Genomic DNA, 19,614 nt, shown 5'->3' on the forward strand with positions numbered 1-19,614 from the left:
GTGTTTGAATAAGTCAGTGACTCTGACAGATCTATGCCTTGTGTACCGATTAACCGAAGTCGCTATTGCTCAAGCCTGGCATTGCTCAATATCGGCGACTGGGTCACAATCGGCAGCAACGATGTTTGATGAACACTATTGATTGCGAGTCTTATGACAGATCAGATCAGTTACACAGACGACGGCGTAGAACGTCAGTCGCTGAAACAATATACCGAAAACGCGTACCTCAACTATTCCATGTACGTGATTCTCGACCGTGCGTTACCTCACGTAGGTGATGGCCTGAAGCCGGTACAACGTCGTATTACCTATGCGATGAGTGAACTGGGTTTAAAACACACCGCTAAATACAAGAAGTCAGCCCGTACCGTGGGTGACGTCTTAGGTAAATACCACCCGCACGGCGACAGTGCTTGTTACGAAGCCATGGTGCTGATGGCTCAGCCATTCTCTTACCGCTACCCATTAGTGGACGGTCAGGGTAACTGGGGGGCACCGGACGATCCAAAATCGTTCGCCGCCATGCGTTATACCGAAGCCAAATTAGCCAACTACGCCGAGGTGTTACTCAGCGAGTTAGGTCAGGGCACGGTGGAGTGGCAGCCAAACTTTGACGGCACCATGGATGAACCCTGCACACTGCCAGCGCGATTGCCAAATATCCTGTTAAACGGCACCACGGGTATTGCGGTGGGTATGGCCACCGATATCCCGCCGCACAATATTCGTGAAGTGGCCAGCGCCTGCATTCACTTGCTGGATAATCCCAAAGCCGACATCGATGCCTTATGTGAGCACGTTCAGGCCCCCGACTTCCCAACCGATGCCGAAATCATTACGCCAAAAGATGACCTGCGTAAGTTATATCGCACGGGTAAAGGCAGCGTAAAAATGCGCGCCGTGTATTCGGTAGAAGACGGCGATATTGTGGTAACGGCATTACCGCATCAGGTTTCAGGCGCAAAAATTCTGGAACAAATTGCGGCACAAATGACGGCGAAAAAGCTGCCATTGGTTACGGATCTACGCGACGAGTCGGATCATGAAAACCCAACCCGATTAGTGATCGTACCTAAATCCAATCGCGTCGATACCGACGCGGTGATGGCACATTTATTTGCCACCACGGATTTGGAAAAGAACTATCGCGTGAATATGAACGTGATTGGTTTGGATGGCCGCCCGCAGGTAAAAAACCTGCAAATGATGTTAACGGAATGGCTGGAGTATCGTACCGGTACCGTCCGTCGTCGTTTGCAACATCGTTTGGATAAAGTGTTGGCGCGTCTGCATATTCTTGAAGGTATGCTGGTGGCCTTCCTGAATATCGACGAAGTGATTGAAATTATCCGTACCGAAGACGAACCCAAAGCGGTATTGATGCAGCGCTTTGGTGTGTCGGATATTCAGGCCGAAGCCATCCTCGAATTAAAATTACGTCACCTCGCCAAACTGGAAGAAATGAAAATCCGTGGTGAGCAGGACGAGTTAGAAAAAGAACGCGACTCGTTAGAAAAAACCTTGGGTTCTGAGCGTCGTTTAAAAACGCTGATCAAAAAAGAATTAACCGCAGACGCAGAAAAATACGGCGATGATCGTCGTTCGCCTGTTGTCGTTCGTGGTGAAGCGAAAGCCTTTTCTGAAACCGAGCTGGTTTCTGCGGAAGCCATCACCGTTGTTCTGTCTGAAAAAGGCTGGGTACGTGCCGCCAAAGGCCATGATATCGATGCCGAAAACCTGAATTATAAATCCGGCGACCAATATTTATTATCGGCCCCTGGTAAGAGCAATCAGAATGCTGTCTTTATCGACAGCACCGGTCGTTCTTATGCCTTGCCTGCACACACCTTGCCGTCAGCTCGGGGTCAGGGTGAACCATTAAGTGGCCGTTTAACCATGCCGGCGGGTGCGCAATTCCTTGGACTGGTAATGGGGCCTGATTCCGATCAGTACCTGATGGCAACCGATGCGGGTTACGGCTTTATTGCCAACCTCGGCGATATGCAGAGTAAAAATAAAGCGGGTAAAAACCTGCTGACAGTACCGGATAACGCTCGGGTATTAATTCCTGCAAAAATTATCAACCCAGAGAAAAGCTGGATCGCCGCGGTCAGTAACGAAGGTCGTATGTTGGTATTCCCAGCCGCCGATGTACCGGTGATGGCGCGTGGTAAAGGCAACAAGATGATTAATATTAATTCAGCTAAGGCCGCTGCCCGGGAAGAATTAATGGTTGCCTGTGTGGCCTTCAGTGAAGACGATACGATTCTTGTTTATGCTGGTAAGCGACATATGAAACTGAAATTTTCCGACCTGGAACATTATCAGGGTGAGCGTGGTCGTCGTGGTAATAAACTGCCGCGTGGCTTCCAGAATGTCGATGCGATGGAAGTAGTGCGCAAAGAAGACGGGTAACAGCACTGTGATGCATTGCTGAGTATCGCGGCGACTTTTCTTTTAGAATGGTCGCCGTTTTTTTATGCCGGTAAATAACTTATGGCTCTGCAAACCATTAATAATATAGCGCTGAATCTAACGGATAATCGCCCTGACGATCACCAACATGCTTTCATCTGGGCGCATGGTTTGATGTTTTGTAGCGCGTCCGATGTGGAATCTGGGTTATTTGCCTGGAAGTACACCGAACAGAACCACCGACTGGTTCGTTATGATGCCCGAGGTCATGGCGAGTCGGAAGTCACGCCTCTGGCTGAAGATTATCAGTGGGCAGGTCTGGCTAAAGATATGTTAGCGGTTGCCGAACAGACTGGCGCAAAACGTGTTGTTCTGGGTGGCGCGTCGATGGGATGTGGCACCAGTTTGACGGCGGCACTGGATCTGATTCATTCTGGCGAGAAAGAAAAATTAGCTGGGTTGGTGTTAGTGATCCCGCCGACATCGTGGAAAACCCGCCCTGCTCAGGCACGAAAATACAAATTATTAGCACTGCTGAATAAGCTGAAATTAATCCCGTCTTTATTGCCAACACTCACCAAAAATAAAGTGATTGCCGGGTTCCTGAATAAGTCCATGCCGTATTGTGAAATTTCACTGCAACATTATATGAGTAGCCATAAAAAAGAAGCGTACCACCCTATGTTGATGGGGTCGGCACAGTCGGACTTGCCGGACGAAGAGGAACTGAAAAAAATTGATGTACCAACATTAATTCTGGGTTGGACCGAAGACGTAAGTCACCCGGTGTCGACGGCCAAAAAATTGCGCGAACTGTTACCCAACAGCGAAATTCACCTGGCGAATCAAGCGCGCCATGTTGATCAATGGGATCAGCAGATCAATGAGTTTTTAACCAGTCTGAAGTGTTAAAGTACTTCAAACAACCGGAAGCAAAATTCTTTGGTGGTTTTGCTTTTTTTCTCATTCCAGTTCTGTGGAAATTCTGGCTTTAAGTTCGCTTCATGTTCGACATACACCAGCGCACCCGGCAATAAACGCAGTTTCTCGATAGACGGTTGCAGCAGGTTTTTACCAAAGGGTGGGTCGAGAAAAACCAAGTCGTAAGGTTCAGGGTTTTGCTCCAGCCAGTTCAGTGCATCACCGGCCCACACCTGCGCGTTTTTTGCCTGCAGAGTTTGCAGGTTCTCTTTTAATTGCAGTGCTGCTTTGGCGTTTTTCTCCAGAAAAATCACTTCTTTGGCGCCACGCGAAAGCGCTTCAAACCCTAATGCGCCACTGCCGGCAAAAGTATCTAAAACACGCGCGCCTTCGACATCAAATTGCAGCCAGTTAAAAACAGTTTCGCGCACCCGATCCATGGTGGGGCGTAATCCATCCACCGCCGGGAAACGTAATCGTCGCGAACGCCATTGGCCGCCGATAATCCGAAGCTGTTGAGTGGGAGTGGATTTGCTCACGTTGCGTTCCTATTAAGGTTTAAGGTGTTGAGGTTTCAGGTGTTGAGGTTTTAAAGCGTTGTCAGGCAATTGAGATAGTCGTTGGCTGCAAACTTCTGGCTATCCCCCAGTGCTTGGTAAAGCGACTGATAATAATCCGAAGGCGGGCGATGGTAGGCAATGTCGGTTTGAATGTCGAGTTGCCCAGCGGGTGAGAGCCATTGTTGTCGAAGTTCCCGGGTTTGCTGCAAGCGGAAATCCTGCCATTGCTGGCGATTGGGGAGCGGCTTTTCCAGATCAATTGGTCCGCTATGGATCCAATGGTTACGAAACCACAATGACCCCGCCGCAAAGTGTTGTTCACAGTGAGTAATGGCCGACGGTATTGGTAGTGTGTGAGGTTGCAGCTGCCAGCGTTGAATCAAAAAGGCAGCCATGCCCTGCATTTCTGTTTTGGTCCAGGGGCCTTGCAGCAGAATCACCAGGGTGTCGTGTGACGCTTTTTTTACGGCTAACGCTTTGAGTTCAGCGCTCCATTGCTGGGCGTCCAACGGAATATCGAGCTGGGTTTGGTTGGTGAATACGATCCGTGCGATGCCTTGTGGTTGGCTGACTGGCTGCCACTTCACGACGACACCTTCCTGAGACATCCAGGTCTGCCAGTCGCTATCGTGCAGTATGGGTAAGTTCAGGGCTTCTAAGGGTTCCATTTCCGGGTCGGATTGACCCAGATGAATCCAGCTGACCACGGCTAAACATACAATGATGATGATATTCAGAGTTCGGCGGCTGAATCTCACGTCCGCATCCTTATTCACAATAGGGTTTAGTGGTAGGATAGCGGACTTTGATTATTCACGGTTAGCCGATGTGCTGGCCGGATAACATCCGATGAGTGCGAGCAACCGATGTTTGATTTTTTTAAGCGTAAAAAGAAAGCGCCAGAAGAACAAAAACCTGCAGCTGAGCAGGTCGTAGAAACACAGCAAGAATTGGAAGCAACAGAAACCCTTGCTGTTGAGCCAACTGAGGAAGCGACTGTTGATCATGCCGCTGGTATGGAAACGGCAGTGCAGGCAGCTGAAGAGGTAGTGGCGGAAGAGCAGGCCTTGCAGCACCCCGAATCAGAACAACCAGAGCCACAGCTCGAAACTCAGTCCGAAAGAGAGCCTGAAACGAAAGTGGTGGAGTCTGCCTCAGAGTCAGTGACAGAAGAAGCCAGTGACGATCTGACCTTCTTTGAAGAAGCCGCAGAACAACAAGCGCCAAAAGAAGAAAAGAAAAAAGGTTTCTTTGGTCGTATTCGTGATGGCCTGAGTAAAACCCGCAGTGGTCTGGCGGATGGCTTAGCGGATTTACTGCTGGGTAAAAAAGAAATTGATGACGATCTGCTGGAAGATCTGGAAACTCAGCTGATCATGGCAGATGTGGGGATGGAAGCCACTCAGGAAATCATGGAGCGTCTGACCGGCCGCATTACCCGTAAAGAACTGAGCGACTCCGATGCGTTGTTTGAAGCCTTAATTGAAGAGCTGCGAACGATGCTGGATGTGGCACAGCAACCGCTGGTGGTCGACAGTGAAAAAACACCGTACGTGATTCTGATGGTAGGCATTAACGGTGTGGGTAAAACCACCACCATTGGCAAGCTGGCAAAACAATTCCAGAACCGTGGCAAAAGTGTGATGCTGGCTGCCGGTGATACCTTCCGGGCAGCGGCGGTTGAGCAGTTGCAGGTCTGGGGTGAACGTAACGATGTTCCGGTGGTTGCTCAGCATACCGGCGCAGATTCTGCTTCGGTGATTTTTGATGCCGTGGAAGCCGCTAAGTCTCGTAATGTGGATATTCTGATTGCCGATACCGCTGGCCGTTTACACACCAAAGACAACCTGATGCAGGAGCTGGAAAAAGTCGTACGAGTGATGAAAAAACTCGACGACACGGCACCGCATGAGGTGATGTTGGTATTGGATGCCGGTACCGGCCAAAACGCCATTAACCAATGTAAGCAGTTCTTGCAGGCTGTGGGCGTCACCGGCCTGACGTTAACCAAGCTGGACGGTACCGCCAAAGGTGGCATTATCTTCGCGCTGGCGAAGCAGTTTGAGATTCCGGTACGCTTTATTGGTGTGGGTGAAGGTATTGATGACTTACGCCCGTTTAACGCCGATGAATTTACCCGGGCGCTGTTCAAACAAGACTGAGGCAAACATGGCGAATTCTGAGGTAATGGTCCGGTTTGACCGGGTCAGTAAGCGTTACAGCAGTGATACCGGTGGTGGCAAAGATGCCCTGACGGGTGTGAACTTTGAACTGCAGCGTGGTGAATTCGCCTTTCTGACCGGTCACAGTGGCGCCGGGAAAAGTACCCTGCTGAAGCTGATGATGCTGATGGAGCGTCCGAGCCGTGGTCAGGTCATTATTGATGGTCAGAACCTGGCGCGCTTACGCCAGTCGCAGGTGCCGTATCACCGCCGTAAAGTAGGGGTGGTGTTTCAGAATCACCAACTGCTGTTTGATCGCAGCGTATTTGATAACGTCGCGCTGCCGTTACAGATTGCCGGTTATACTCCCGCCGAAGCCGGTCGCCGTGTTCGTGCCGCGTTAGATTCTGTCGGCTTGTTAGGTATGGAAAAGCGTAATCCCATTGAGCTGTCGGGTGGTGAACAGCAACGCGTGGGTATTGCTCGTGCGGTTGTTAACAAACCACCTCTGCTGCTCGCCGATGAACCCACCGGCAACCTTGACCCCGAACTCTCTGAAGAAATCATGAATCTGTTTACCCGTTTCCAGCAAGTGGGCGTTACGGTATTGATTGCGACCCACGATATCGCCTTGATTGAGCGTATGGGTCATCGTCGTCTGATCCTTGATCAGGGGCAGATGGTGCAAGGTCAACTCAAGGAAGAGCGATATGGCAGCCTCTAAATCGGTATCCAAACCATCGGCTCAGGGTGCATCCGGACATAACATTGGCGTGCGGGCGCGCTTCTCTTCCTGGTTCGCGCATCACCAGCTGACCGCCGTTGAAACGTTGGTGAAGCTGCTGGCGAATCCAGCCTCAGCACTATTAACCTGGCTGGTGGTGGCGATTGCACTGACATTGCCCGGCGCTCTGTGGATGACGCTGGATAATATGGAGCAGCTCAGCGGTCGTTTTCAGGCGTCCGGCAGAATCACCTTATACCTTGAGCCGCAGGCCAGTATCGAAGCTGGGCAACAGCTCATGGAGCGCATTGCGGCGTTACCAGATGTTGAAAGTGCCAGCTTTATTGATTCAGACAGTGCTTTAGATGATTTCCGAACCAACAGCGGCTTACAACAGGCGCTGGAGTTTCTTCCTGAAAACCCGCTGCCTGCTGTGATTCTGGTTGAGCCGCCATTGGGGTTACAAGCGGACGAGGTAAACCGCCTGGCAGAGCAACTGGCCGCTTATCAGATTGTTGATTCGATTCAGCTCGATATGGCTTGGGTTGAACGTTTGCTGGCCATGTTGGCACTGGGGGAACGATTAATCTGGGTACTGGGCGTGTTGTTAGCACTGGCTATTCTGCTGGTGGTTGGCAACACCATTCGTTTGGCCATTGCGGCACGGGTCGACGAAATCCGCGTGACCAAATTGGTGGGTGGGACTAATGCTTATGTGCGCCGCCCCTTTTTATACACCGGGCTTTGGTATGGTCTGGTGGGCGGCTTATTAGCCTGGATACTGCTGGCGTCCTGCTGGTTACTATTATCCGGCCCGGTTGATGAGCTGGCGCGTTTATATGGATCTGGCTTTGAATTAAAACCTTTGTCGGCAGGTGCTGCCATGGCTTTGTTGTTGTCGGCAATGTTGCTGGGATGGCTCGGAGCCTGGTGGTCAGTTGCGCGTCATCTGGATCAGATTGAGCCTTGATTAATTGGGCTTCTTAAAAGTCATAATTGGCTTAAATTAAAATAGATTGTTCCAGTAAGGAACTGCAAAGAGGGATTGGTTGTCTGAGAAAGCAGGTGCTACACTTCTTTGCCATAAAGCTCTGATCATAAATTTCTCTCAGGGCTGTATTATTGAAGCGAAAGTTTCAGGAGTATTTGATGAACCAAGGTTTATTAGCCGTTAATGCTTTGTCACCAGGTGCCAACCTGGAGGCCTACATCACGACGGTTAATGCAATTCCGGTATTGTCGGTTGACGAAGAAAAAGCGTTAGCTGAGCGTCTTCATTACGAAGGTGATCTGGAAGCAGCCCGTCAATTGGTTATGTCGCATATGCGCTTCGTTGTGCATATTGCTCGCAGCTATTCCGGTTACGGTCTGAATCAGGGCGATCTGATTCAGGAAGGTAACGTGGGTCTGATGAAGGCCGTAAAACGCTTTAACCCGGAAGTGGGTGTGCGTCTGGTGTCGTTTGCCGTGCACTGGATCAAAGCGGAAATGCACGAATTCATTCTGCGCAACTGGCGTATCGTGAAGGTCGCTACCACCAAAGCACAGCGTAAGCTGTTCTTTAATCTGCGCTCGAAGAAGCAACGTCTGGGCTGGTTAAGCCAGGACGAAGCCAAGTCCATTGCCGATGATCTGGGCGTGGAAACCAAAACGGTATTCGAGATGGAAGGCCGTCTGAATGCGCACGATGCAGCCTTTGATGGCGGTGTTGATGATGACAGTGATGAAGCCGCGCCTCAGGCGCCGGTGTATTACCTGGAAGATCACAGCGCTGACCCGGCCACCGTGGTTGAAAACGACAACTACGAGCAAGATGCTCACGGCCGTTTAGCTCAGGCGATGAGTGAACTGGATGAGCGCAGCCGTAATATTCTGCAACAACGCTGGTTGGCCGAAGAAAAGTCGACGCTGCATGATCTGGCTGCGGTATATCAGGTATCGGCTGAACGTATTCGTCAGCTGGAAAAGAATGCGATGAAAAAGCTGAAAAATGCCATGGGAACCGATCTGGTTCTGGCCTGACTTTATCGTGCAGAGATAACTGCCATTTGATGATAAAAACGCCGACTCAGGTAACTGACTCGGCGTTTTTTTGTGGCGATTATTGCGGGATCTCTGAAGCTTCGGGTTGCTCCAGCCATTTGGCAAACAATTCATCTTTAGGCAATGGCCGGCAATATAAGAATCCCTGCGCAAAGTCACAACCTTGCTGAATCAGCGTGGTTTGCTGGTGAATGGTTTCCACCCCTTCGGCCAATACCTTAATGTCGAGCTTGTGGGCCATTGCGATGATGGCATTCACTATCGCGTCATTACCGCCGTCATCCTGTAAATCCTGCACAAACGACTTATCAATTTTCAGTACGTCGATGGGCAGCTGTTTCAGATAGCTGAGGGATGAATAACCGGTGCCAAAGTCATCAATGGCAATGGTGATATCACGCTTCCGCAATTCATCGAGCAGCTGACTGGCTTCTTTAATGCCGTCAATCAGCATGCTTTCAGTGACTTCCAGCGACAAGTGTTGAGCGGCCAGGCCGCTGTCTTTCAAAGACTGGTCAATCACCTGGGTCAGTTGATGGCCATGGTGCAGTTGGTAGGCAGAAACATTCACCGCCACTTTCACTTTCGGGAAGCCTTGCTGCTGTAGCTGTTTGATCTCAGTACAGGCTGTCTGAATCACCCAGTCTCCGATTGGGCCAATCATGCCGGTGTCTTCTGCCAGGGGAATAAACTCCAGCGGTGAAATCATGCCTCGTTGCGGATCTTGCCAACGGATCAGAGCTTCAATGCCCGTGATCTTTCCGGTTAATAAGTTCACCTGAGGTTGGTAATACAGCTGGAAGTGGTTGTGCTCGATGGCATAACGCAGACGACTCTCCATCTCCAGCCGTTGTTGTGCCTTTTCATTCATATTGGCGGTGAAAAACTGGAAGTTATTTTTGCCCTCACTTTTGGCGTGGTACATGGCGATGTCGGCGTTGCGGATTAACTCTTCCGGTTGCTGTGTGTCACCGGGATAGATGGAGATGCCGATGCTGGTGCCAATGACCACCTGATGGCCAGACACATCCAGCGGTTGCTTCAGTGTTTTAATCAGAGAAGCGGCAATATCCGCCACTTTTTCGATGGATTTCATGTTGCTGAGCACAATGGTGAATTCGTCACCACCCAGGCGCGCTACGGTATCTTCCTGGCGGACTTTCTGGCTGAATAACTCGGCAACACGCTGTAATAACTCATCGCCCAGATTATGGCCCAGCGAATCATTAACCGTTTTGAAGTTATCGAGGTCAAACATCATGACGGCGACCAGCGTATCGGGCTGACGCTTGCAGCTTTCGATCGCCTGCTTCAGCCGATCGGCTAATAAGCGCCGGTTGGGAAGGTTGGTCAGTGGATCAAAAAACGCCAGTTTTTCGATGGTCTGCTGAGCGTGGTGCAGACTGGTGATATCTTCAAAGGTGGAAACGTAGTTGATGATCTCACCCTGATCATTCATCAGCGGTGAGATAGACTGTGAAGCCCGGAACGTACTGTTGTCTTTGCGGCTGATCTGCAGCTCACCATCCCACTGGCGTCCTGCACGAATAACCCGTGACAGTTCATAAATGGGTTGTTTGTCTTCCATTTGGCTGTACAGCACCATCGGGCTGTCCTGTTGGATTTCAGCCAGCTCAAAGCCCGTCATTTCGATAAATGAGCGGTTAACGTATTCGACGTGAAAGTCGGTGTTGGTAATCACAATGGCATTATCACTTTGCTCCACTGCCATCGAGAGCTGGTTCAACATCTGTTGGGTGATGGCCTGATCCTTTTGTTGCTGCAAGCGCTCCAGTGCGGCTCCCATGTCACTGCCTAAGGTGGCGAGCAGGTTCAGCATTTCCGTATCAAAGGCTTCGGTGAGTGCTGAATAAAACGCACAGATGCCAATGACGTTGCCACGTTGACGAATTGGTACGGAGGCCAGCGAATGATAACCCCGTTGCAATGCGGCCTGACGCCAGGGCGCAAAGGTTGGATCGCTGTGGGTATTGTTCACGCAGGTCACCCGGTTCTCCCGGGCGGCGGTTCCCACCGGGCCGTGTGCCTGGGCAGAATCATCAATGCGGATGTCGATGTTTTTCAAATAGTCGTGGTCATCTCCGGCCGATGCACGTGGGATGATATGTTGGCCCTCGATCAGGCCAACCCAGGCCATCTTAAAACCGCCATAACGCTGTGCGATACGACAAATATCCTGAAAAATCTGATCGACCGATTCTGGCTGAGCAACCACCTTGTTGGCCTGGCTAAGGACGTTATATAAGCGGTTGAGCGTCGCCGAGCGAGCCTCGGCCTGCTTGCCCTGAGTGATGTTGCGGCGCACATGAACCATACCGGCAAATTCAGAACCGTGGCGAATGGGCGACAAACTGATTTCATACCAGCGTGACCAGCGATTGTCGTAAAACTGGAAATGGTTGAGAGGTTGGCCACTGCGAATTGACTGACACACTACGCAATGTTCGGCTTTGGTCATCGGGTCATGCTGCAGTTCGTGGCAGTGGCGGCCAACCAGTTGTTGAGAATTCAGACCGGAATCTCGCCGGGCGGCCTGATTGCTCTGACGAATAATGCCATGGTTATCAATCAATAACGTTTCGTCAGGGATTGCGTCGTAGGTATTGGCATCACGAGCAAGGTTGCGGAAGGGTTCACGTAAGCTGGATTCCACCAGTGCAATATAAATTGCCCAGAATGAAAACAGCTTCAGAAAATGCCCCAGCACTATGCTGAAACTGTGGAAGTTGGCATATAGAGTGAAAGCTAACTCAGCCACAATGGTCATGCTGATCGATGTGTACGTCAGCAGCAGTACCCGTTTATCCAGCTGTTGCCGATGTTGATGAATGATAAAGCCGGCAATGATCAGCAATAAAATAATCAGATACTCTGAAAGAACCTTGGTATCTGTCAGCCCTGCTCCGGCAATAAACATATCCGGCAAAACCCCAGATATAACCAGCAGGATGGCGAAGGTCAGCACCAGTAAAGATGAGCCTAATACGGCATGCGGTTTGAAATAATGACTCAACGCCAACGGCGCAATAATCAGCAACCCGGCTTCAGCAAAGCGTGACACGATCCAGAACTGAACCGCCATGTTGCCGCCGTTATCCGGTGAAAACGGCATGCCGGAGAACGTGGCCGCGTGGGCCAGGTCCAGAATACCCACCGTCAGATAGCCGCAACCTAAGACCAGCAGGTATTGGTTCTTGGCGAGCTGATGGGTGTTCCAGGCAACAATAAAACAGATAAGCGCGGTGCCGGAAGCAAACAGCTCGACCAGGGTATGGAACAACAGAGTATTAAACTGCGAAACAGGAATCAGCACGACCGTCATCAGGGCCGGAACCCACCAGTGAAGGCGTAAGTGCAAAAACAAGTTCGAAACTACATTGGGCTGCGGCAATATTCGCTTCCTGTGGACAACATGGCTCAGGCTGCCTTTAAGCATAGAAAAGAATGGTGCCGGGGCAACTGATGCAGGTCGTATTTAACGAAAAAACCGGAGACAAACTCCGGTTTTTTGCTGGTATCTGTGGGTCAGAATCCGTTGAATCAGCGGTTTAGCCAGTCCATATAGGCAAACACACCTTGTTCAACATTGGCGAACGGCTCGCTGTAGCCAGCGTCACGCAGCTTCTGAATATCGGCTTCAGTAAAGCTTTGGTAGGCACCTTTCAGATGATCTGGGAAAGGAACGTATTCTTTTGAGCCCTGAGTGCCTTTTTTACCATGCCATTTGATCACAGCATCGGCGACGTCATTAAAGCTCTGGCAGTTGCCGGTGCCTAAGTTGAAGATGCCGCTCTTGTCCGGGTTGGCGAAGAACCAAAGGTTCACCTTCACCACATCACCCACAAATACAAAGTCACGGCGCTGTTCACCATCACCATAACCGCCGCTGCCACCAAACAGTTTGCAGATGCCGTTGTCCTGAATCTGATTGTTAAAGTGGAATGCCACCGATGACATCGAACCTTTGTGTTGCTCACGTGGGCCATAGACGTTGAAATAACGGAAACCAACGACCTGGCTTTCAAATGTGTGTTCAATGGAGCGCACGTATTGGTCGAACTGCCACTTGGAGTAGCCGTAGACGTTCAGTGGTTTCTCGTGAGAGCGCTCTTCTTTGAATACATCGCTGCCGCCATAGACTGAGGCACTTGAGGCATACAAGAACTGAATTTTTTTCTCGAGGCAGGCGTGCAGCAAAATTTTGGAATATTCGTAGTTATTTTCCATCATAAACTTGCCATCCCACTCGGTGGTGGAGGAACAGGCGCCTTCATGGAAAATCACCTCGACGTCATCGAGAATGCCGTCGTCTAATTGCACGCGCTGAATAAAGTCGTCTTTATCCAGGTAGTCAGCGATATCACAGTCGCTGATGTTGTAGAACTTTTTACCGTCGCTTAAATCATCAACCACGATGATGTCTTTGCGACCCTGTTCGTTCAGGGTTTTGACGATGTTGCTGCCGATAAATCCGGCACCGCCCGTTACAATAATCATAATCGTATCCTGTTAAAGCTGATCGAAGCCTAGTGGATAACTTGCACAGGGACGCTGTAAATACATCACAAAGTACATCCTGTACTTTGCCCTTCGGGCAGCTTCGCTGTGCAAAACTGCTCCTGCGTTTTGTCCCTGTACGCTCGGGCGATGTTCCCTACAGCGCACGCCCCGAGCCAAGTTAACCATTATGCTTCTATGTATATTCTAAAGTGTACCGGCGAATTAAAGAGGTGAATCTTCCGCCTGAATACGTTTAACAATGGCGGTGGTGGAGCAGTTATCTTTAAAGCTGAGAATGATCACTTCGCCGCCATTCTTTTGCACACACGCGCCTCCGGCAATTTCTTCCACTGTGTAATCGCCACCTTTCACCAGAATATCCGGCAGTACGTTACAAATCAGGCGCTCGGGTGTGTCTTCGCCGAAAGGTACTACCCAGTCGACACTTTCTAATCCGGCCAGTACCGCCATGCGATGATCCAGTGGATTAATCGGGCGGGTTGGGCCTTTTAAGCGGCTGACGGATTCGTCGGAATTCACCGCCACTAATAACCGATCACCCAAGGCTTTGGCTTCTTTTAAATATTGCACATGGCCGGGGTGAATAATATCGAAGCAGCCGTTAGTCATCACTAGCGTTTCACCGCGCTGTCGGGCTTCTTCCACTAACAGCAGCAGGCTTTGTTCGTCGAAGATACCGGCACCCTGATGACTCTCAGAACGGATCTCCTGACGCAGCTCTTCGGTCGATACCGTGGCGGTACCCAGTTTACCCACCACAATACCCGCAGCGGTATTCGCTAAAGCGGTGGCCTGTTGCAGCGACTGCTTGGCGGCTAATGCAGCAGCTAATACCGAAATCACGGTGTCGCCAGCGCCGGTCACGTCATACACTTCGCGCGCTTTGGTTGGCAGATGGAAGGGTTCCTGGTCACGCTCAACCAGGGTCATACCTTTTTCGCTGCGGGTCACCAGAACGGCCTGCAGATCAAAGTCGTCTATTAACGTACGCGCTTTGGCGACTAAGGTTTCATCGTCGCTGGCTGGGCCAACCACCGCTTCAAACTCACTCAAGTTTGGAGTAATCAGCGTGGCACCACGGTAACGTTCGAAGTCGGTGCCTTTCGGGTCGATTAACACCGGCACGTTATGACGGCGGGCACTGTCGATTAAGCGTTGGGGATTATTCAGTGCGCCTTTACCGTAGTCAGACAAAATCACCACACCTGATTCAGCCACTTTCTGATCAAACGACTGATACAGCTGTGTTAAATCGGTGGCGTCAAAAGCTTCTTCAAAGTCCAGCCGAATCAACTGCTGGTGGCGGCTCATAATGCGCAGCTTGGTGATGGTTGGGTGTTGTGGATGTTTGAGAAAATCACAGTCGATGCGCGCATCACTCAGCATGCTTTGCAGCGCGGCACCGTTGTCGTCATCACCAATAATGCCAAGCAAATCCACACCTGCACCCAGAGTAGAAATATTCTGGCCTACGTTGCCAGCACCACCGGCACGGTTTTCATTATCCTGAATTTTAACGACGGGCACCGGAGCTTCCGGAGAGATCCGCGACGTCGGACCCTGCCAGTAGCGGTCCAGCATGACATCACCAAACACTAAAACACGGGCTTGATGAAAATCGGGAATGGTTACATCCATCACTGAGTTCACACACATAATTTTAAAGCCGCTTAGTGTATCACAAGGCAGGTTTAGAGAGGCCATTATGCTAGACTCAGCGTTTCCGATGATTTTGCTGTAAGGCTTTGCGTGGCTCGCTTTTTTTACACCTTGTTATATTCCTGTCTGCTTCCGTTATTTGTTGCCCGGCTTTGGTGGCGTGGTCGCCAGAACCCGGGTTACCGCCAGCGTATTGCAGAACGTTTTGGTCGTTTGCCGCATCGTCCGTCGGCGAATGGTTTATGGGTGCATGCGGTATCGGTTGGTGAAACGCTGGCTGCGGCTCCGTATATCAAGGCCATGCAGCAGCAATACCCGGACCTTCCGATTATTGTCACCACCACCACGCCCACCGGCTCAGAACAGGTGAAGCGTTTGTTTGGTGAGCGCGTCTTCCATATGTTTTTACCGTATGACTTGCCTGTTTTCTGGAAGCCGTTTTTGCGTCGTATCCAGCCGGGGTTGTTAGTGGTAATGGAGACTGAGCTATGGCCAAACCTGATGGCGGCCTGTGAACAACACCAGGTGCCGGTGATGTTAGCCAATGCTCGAATGTCGGAAAAATCAGCCCGCGGTTATGCCAAGTTTTCAGCCTTAACGACTCCTATGTTGCAGCGGCTGACGCTGGTAGCGGCACAAAATGCCACCGATGGTCAGCGTTTTATTGAGCTGGGTCTGCCAGAAAACAAACTGGAAGTAACCGGCAGTGTGAAATTTGATGTCGATTTACCGATTGATATTGAACGGGCTGGTGAAGCATTGCGGGCACAATGGGGTGAGTCGCGTAAAGTGCTGGCGCTGGCGTCCAGCCATGCCGGAGAAGACGAACAGTTGCTGGCCATTTATTCCCGTTTAAGGGAAAGTCATGACGATTTGTTGCTGCTGTTAATTCCACGTCATCCAGAGCGTTTTGATGCGGTTACTCAGGCAGCGAAACAAGCAGGTTTGAATGTACAGCGCCGTTCACAGGGTAATGCTAATCCGGATTGCCAGGTGTATGTGGCCGACAGCATGGGCGAAATGTTACAGCTGTTATCGGCCGCTGATCTGGTGTTGATGGGAGGCAGCCTGATTCCTCATGGTGGGCACAATCCGATTGAACCGGCAGCATTGGGTAAAGCGACATTAACCGGCCCTCATTACACTAACTTTGCTGCGGTAGTGGATGCCTTAGTTGCAGAACAAGCGTTGGCGGTTGTTGAGCCAGAACAGCTGGCGCAGGATATTCTGCAGTATCTGAATGATCCGGCCTTGTGTCAGCTGATGGGTCAAACCGGACAGCGAGTGGTGAATAATAATCGTGGTGCCGTGCAGCGTTTGGTCTTGTTGTCTGCGGAGATGTTAAAACGTGCCTGAATAAAATTACAGGCACTGCAGCTCGAAAGTGGTTTCAAACCGGAACGACGAATGAACGGTGTGGCGCTCGGCAAAAAACAAATCAAATGAATAGGTATTGTTGGGTTTGATGCCCAACTCATCAGCAACATCATCCAGATACACGGTTTGTTCCGTTCGGCCATGCACACCGCCAATGTCAATGGCCAGTTTGCCATTAATAAAAATCCATAAATCGTCGTCACCATCGAATTTAAAATGGCCACCTTCGACGTAAAAAAACTTCAGATGGGTTTCCAGAGTGAAGTGGTAATTATGGCTATTGCCCTGATTGCCAAAACCCTGGCCATCAATTGGGAAAAAAGCGGCATTACTGTAACGATAAAAACCGGGGCTGACCTCGTGCATTTCCAACGTGGTTGAAATTGGAGTGTTCACCCCGGGTACATTGCGGTACCACTGATTAAAAGCCGCTTCGCCATTGGTGGTGTATGTTTTGCCGGCATATACCGGCAAACCATCCAGGCCGAGATCTTTTTTAACGATGCCATAATCCCAGCCAAAAATTCCGCCCTCAAAATCCGGGTGGTCGGCAGTAAAGTCGCGGATTAAAACCGGGATCTGACGTACGCCATTATATGGGTCAACACATTGACAGACTTCGTCATAGTCGCCGGGCTGATTGCCATCGGCAATGGCTGCTAACGGCAGTGATAACATTCCGATAAGGTACAGTGACAACACCTTTTTCATAGGCTTACAAACACTCAAGCTCGAAGCTGGTTTCGAAAATAAAACGGGAAGCGGTGGTATGACGCTCGGCAAAGAATAAATCGAACGAGTAGCTATTACCTGGTTCAATACCTAATTCATCCGCGAGATCATCCAGTTTTACAACACGCTCTAACGCAGGATGCAAGCCACCTAATTCGATTGCCAGTTTTCCATTAATAAAAATCCAGAGGTCGTCATCACCTAAAAAACGGAAGGTGCCGCCTTCAACATAAAAAAACTTCAGGTGTGTCTCCAGCGTAAAATGAAAGTTACGATAATTACCTTCAAAGTCGTATGCTGAACTGCCAAAGCCTTCGCCATCAATGGGAAAAAATCGCCAGTTTTCGTAGGTGTATTTATACGGGCTGTCGTCACTGCTGGGACGCATGGTTAATGTTTTTAATAATGTTTTATTCACACCCGGTACATCGCGATACCATTGATCAAAATATTCTTTACCACGGGTGGTATCAGTGCCCGTTGGGTGATCGCGGTAAACAGGTCGACCATCTAACCCAAGCTGCTCTTCAATGATGTTGCTATCACGAATGTCCTGGGAGTACTCACTGTAGGGAATTTCAAAGTCCGGATGATCTGCGGTAAAGTCGCGAATGGTCACTGGAATCTGACGCAAGCCGGTTTCTTCCTGAACACAGGTGCAGACTTTGTCATAATCCCCGGGTTGTTCTTCACTTGCTTGTAGTAGTGAAGTTGTTATGACCGCTAATGCGGCAGTCAGAACACAATGTGTGAAATTCATCATCTGTTTAAGCCTCCGCATTTGATTCAGAAAAAGGCCGTTACGCCCGTTGTAAATTCCAGGTTGTGATTTCGTTTTTTGTTGGCTGGCAGCTGTGACTCAAAGGTATGATCACGAAAGTCCACATTAATGGTCAGCCAATCTTTAAGAATAATCCGGTAACCACTGCCAAAGGTCAGGGTGAAATGTTTGTCTCCGGCAAATTCAGTATTACCCGCACCGGCCACTAAATAGAATGCACTGTTAAATGCTAATGATTGTGTGACAAAAGTCTCACCCGGGAAAATATTGTAGCCAAGCAACAGGTTGTAATAGGTGTAATTTCGGTCATCACCTTCTAATAAGCGCGAACCGCCCGTTTGTTGTTCGGCGTATGAGGTTCCTGCTTTGGCTTGCCCAAGGTTGGCTTGCAGAAAAAAATCTTCAGTTGCGTGAAAAGCCGTCTTAATACCAATCACATCACTACTGGTGAAATCCTCAATCGATAAAATGCCGTAATAAGCTCCGATCTCGAAGAACTCCGTATCAATTTGTGCTTCATACGCTTCACGCTGTTGATTGTCCGGCTCAACCACAATGATCGGATTAATATCGACAGCGCCATCTTCTGCATCCGCAATAGCAGCTGATGGCAAAAAGAATAAGGAAGCTAAAAGAAACTGCTGAAACCGATTCGCCATGCTGAAGTACTCGCTGAATCATTGTTACTGGAAAGATGCACTTTGCGATATTCGCCACGCACAACAAAATTAAGGCCAATATAATAGTTAATACCGGCACCCCAGAAGTGGTAGTCACTGCTGCGGGAATCACTGCCAACACTCTGTGTGGCTTTATCTTTAAATTCAGATTTGCCTAAGCCATAACTGATAAAGGGTGTAAACGATAACGACTGAATAGGCTCGATCAGCAGGTTGGCGCCGTAGCTGTAACCATCCGAGCGATCGGTGAAAATCTGGCCCACTTCAGCTTCAATGCTGGCAAAGCTAAGCAAGCGATAGCCCAGCATGATATTGGCCGTTTCGTCGTCATCCTGTTTTCCAGCTGAAAAACCAATACGGATTTTTTGTGCCAGATAGTCGCCATGATTGACATCTGGCAGGGCGGCCGGCAAACCCGTCGAGGCAATCGTGCGCGCCAGCTTATCCTGTGGCACCCAACCCTGATTTAACCGCTTGTCCGACACCAGATACCAGGTGCCACGACGTTTATACACATGGACCGTTTCACCTTGCTCAATGGTATTAAGGATGGGATAACCGCGGCCCGGGCCACTGTGTAATTCGATGAATGAATCGATAACCGACAACTCAACATTGGGCGTATCCGGATCTGCTTCCGTTTGAGAGGCAATCAATCGGGTGACGATGTTATCGCTACTATCGGTTTGAGATTGGGGTGCAGTTTGAGATGAAGGAATTGCTGCCTCATTGGCCATGACGCCTTTTACTGACAACAAAGGCTGTAACAAAAGCAAGGCGAACAGCTGTGGCGAAAACCGTTGAAAAAAAGACAAAACGTTATACCACCTTGCAGAGCCCATCGTGGCTGATCTTAATCGGTGAAAATCAGCATCAGTTTTACGAGTGGCAACGCTATCAGTTTATTTTTTTGATAACTGTGAGCTGCTTAATGATTTACAAAAAAATGTCACTAACGCATTCAAAACGCCAAGTAAGTCACTTTTTTGTATATTTTTTCAGGTTTTTTGTGCAC

16 protein-coding genes are annotated in these 19,614 nt (G+C 49.9%); 7 read left to right on the forward strand and 9 right to left on the reverse strand.

Annotated elements, in window-relative coordinates:
* Positions 1-153: 153 nt before the first annotated feature.
* Both parC and KFF03_RS00525 read left to right on the forward strand, forming a co-directional pair.
* On the forward strand, positions 154-2,418 hold the full coding sequence (gene parC, locus KFF03_RS00520) for a DNA topoisomerase IV subunit A (RefSeq protein WP_255858340.1): 2,265 nt from the start codon (positions 154-156) through the stop codon (positions 2,416-2,418).
* Between the two features lie 81 nt (positions 2,419-2,499).
* Positions 2,500-3,330 (forward strand): alpha/beta fold hydrolase, encoded by an 831-nt coding sequence (locus KFF03_RS00525; protein ID WP_255858341.1) that lies wholly within the window; start codon positions 2,500-2,502, stop codon positions 3,328-3,330.
* Here the strand turns inward: KFF03_RS00525 and rsmD are convergent.
* Together rsmD and KFF03_RS00535 are read right to left on the reverse strand one after the other, a co-directional pair.
* The gene (gene rsmD, locus KFF03_RS00530; protein WP_255858342.1) at positions 3,327-3,878 is read right to left on the reverse strand and encodes a 16S rRNA (guanine(966)-N(2))-methyltransferase RsmD; all 552 of its coding nucleotides are present in this window, start codon (positions 3,876-3,878) and stop codon (positions 3,327-3,329) included. The two genes, KFF03_RS00525 and rsmD, sit on opposite strands and share 4 nt — an antisense overlap.
* Positions 3,879-3,928: 50 nt before the next feature.
* Positions 3,929-4,657 (reverse strand): hypothetical protein, encoded by a 729-nt coding sequence (locus tag KFF03_RS00535; protein ID WP_255858343.1) that lies wholly within the window; start codon positions 4,655-4,657, stop codon positions 3,929-3,931.
* 108 nt (positions 4,658-4,765) lie between these two features.
* Between KFF03_RS00535 and ftsY the strand changes: the two genes are divergently transcribed.
* The 4 genes from ftsY (at position 4,766) to rpoH (ending at position 8,807) form a co-directional block, all read left to right on the forward strand.
* Positions 4,766-6,061 carry a signal recognition particle-docking protein FtsY gene (gene ftsY / locus KFF03_RS00540; protein WP_255858344.1) on the forward strand — a complete coding sequence of 432 codons (1,296 nt, stop codon included), beginning with the start codon at positions 4,766-4,768 and terminating at the stop codon, positions 6,059-6,061.
* 25 nt (positions 6,062-6,086) lie between these two features.
* Positions 6,087-6,785, forward strand: a complete 699-nt coding sequence (gene ftsE, locus KFF03_RS00545) for a cell division ATP-binding protein FtsE (protein ID WP_255860798.1) — start codon at positions 6,087-6,089, stop codon at positions 6,783-6,785.
* Complete coding sequence (ftsX, locus tag KFF03_RS00550; RefSeq protein ID WP_255858345.1) at positions 6,772-7,755, forward strand: permease-like cell division protein FtsX; 984 nt, start codon at positions 6,772-6,774, stop codon at positions 7,753-7,755. Before ftsE ends, ftsX begins: the two co-directional genes overlap by 14 nt.
* Before the next feature lie 179 nt (positions 7,756-7,934).
* Positions 7,935-8,807 carry an RNA polymerase sigma factor RpoH gene (gene rpoH, locus KFF03_RS00555; RefSeq protein WP_255858346.1) on the forward strand — a complete coding sequence of 291 codons (873 nt, stop codon included), beginning with the start codon at positions 7,935-7,937 and terminating at the stop codon, positions 8,805-8,807.
* A 79-nt stretch (positions 8,808-8,886) separates the two neighbouring features.
* Here the strand turns inward: rpoH and KFF03_RS00560 are convergent, their stop codons facing one another.
* From KFF03_RS00560 to hldE, 3 genes are all read right to left on the reverse strand, one after another.
* Entirely contained in the window at positions 8,887-12,171 is a 3,285-nt protein-coding gene (locus KFF03_RS00560; RefSeq protein WP_255858347.1) for an EAL domain-containing protein, read from the reverse strand.
* A 218-nt stretch (positions 12,172-12,389) separates the two neighbouring features.
* On the reverse strand, positions 12,390-13,346 hold the full coding sequence (rfaD, locus tag KFF03_RS00565; protein ID WP_255858348.1) for an ADP-glyceromanno-heptose 6-epimerase: 957 nt from the start codon (positions 13,344-13,346) through the stop codon (positions 12,390-12,392).
* A 225-nt stretch (positions 13,347-13,571) separates the two neighbouring features.
* Positions 13,572-15,008 (reverse strand): bifunctional D-glycero-beta-D-manno-heptose-7-phosphate kinase/D-glycero-beta-D-manno-heptose 1-phosphate adenylyltransferase HldE, encoded by a 1,437-nt coding sequence (gene hldE, locus KFF03_RS00570; protein WP_255860800.1) that lies wholly within the window; start codon positions 15,006-15,008, stop codon positions 13,572-13,574.
* 111 nt (positions 15,009-15,119) lie between these two features.
* On the opposite strand from hldE, the gene waaA reads away from it, so the two are divergent.
* Positions 15,120-16,385, forward strand: coding sequence for a lipid IV(A) 3-deoxy-D-manno-octulosonic acid transferase (gene waaA, locus KFF03_RS00575; protein WP_255858349.1), 1,266 nt, complete (start codon positions 15,120-15,122; stop codon positions 16,383-16,385).
* A 6-nt stretch (positions 16,386-16,391) separates the two neighbouring features.
* On the opposite strand, the gene KFF03_RS00580 is transcribed toward waaA, so the two are convergent.
* The 4 genes from KFF03_RS00580 to KFF03_RS00595 are packed head-to-tail and all read right to left on the reverse strand — an operon-like array spanning position 16,392 to position 19,336.
* Complete coding sequence (locus tag KFF03_RS00580; protein ID WP_255860802.1) at positions 16,392-17,108, reverse strand: fibro-slime domain-containing protein; 717 nt, start codon at positions 17,106-17,108, stop codon at positions 16,392-16,394.
* 13 nt (positions 17,109-17,121) lie between these two features.
* The gene (locus KFF03_RS00585) at positions 17,122-17,901 is read right to left on the reverse strand and encodes a fibro-slime domain-containing protein (protein ID WP_255858350.1); all 780 of its coding nucleotides are present in this window, start codon (positions 17,899-17,901) and stop codon (positions 17,122-17,124) included.
* Positions 17,902-17,924: 23 nt separating this feature from the next.
* Positions 17,925-18,578, reverse strand: coding sequence for an outer membrane beta-barrel domain-containing protein (locus tag KFF03_RS00590; protein WP_255858351.1), 654 nt, complete (start codon positions 18,576-18,578; stop codon positions 17,925-17,927).
* Complete coding sequence (locus tag KFF03_RS00595) at positions 18,548-19,336, reverse strand: outer membrane beta-barrel protein (RefSeq protein WP_255858352.1); 789 nt, start codon at positions 19,334-19,336, stop codon at positions 18,548-18,550. Before KFF03_RS00595 ends, KFF03_RS00590 begins: the two co-directional genes overlap by 31 nt.
* Positions 19,337-19,614 lie beyond the last annotated feature (278 nt).

It is taken from the genome of Bacterioplanoides sp. SCSIO 12839, from assembly GCF_024397975.1.
Lineage (GTDB): Bacteria > Pseudomonadota > Gammaproteobacteria > Pseudomonadales > Oceanobacteraceae > Bacterioplanoides.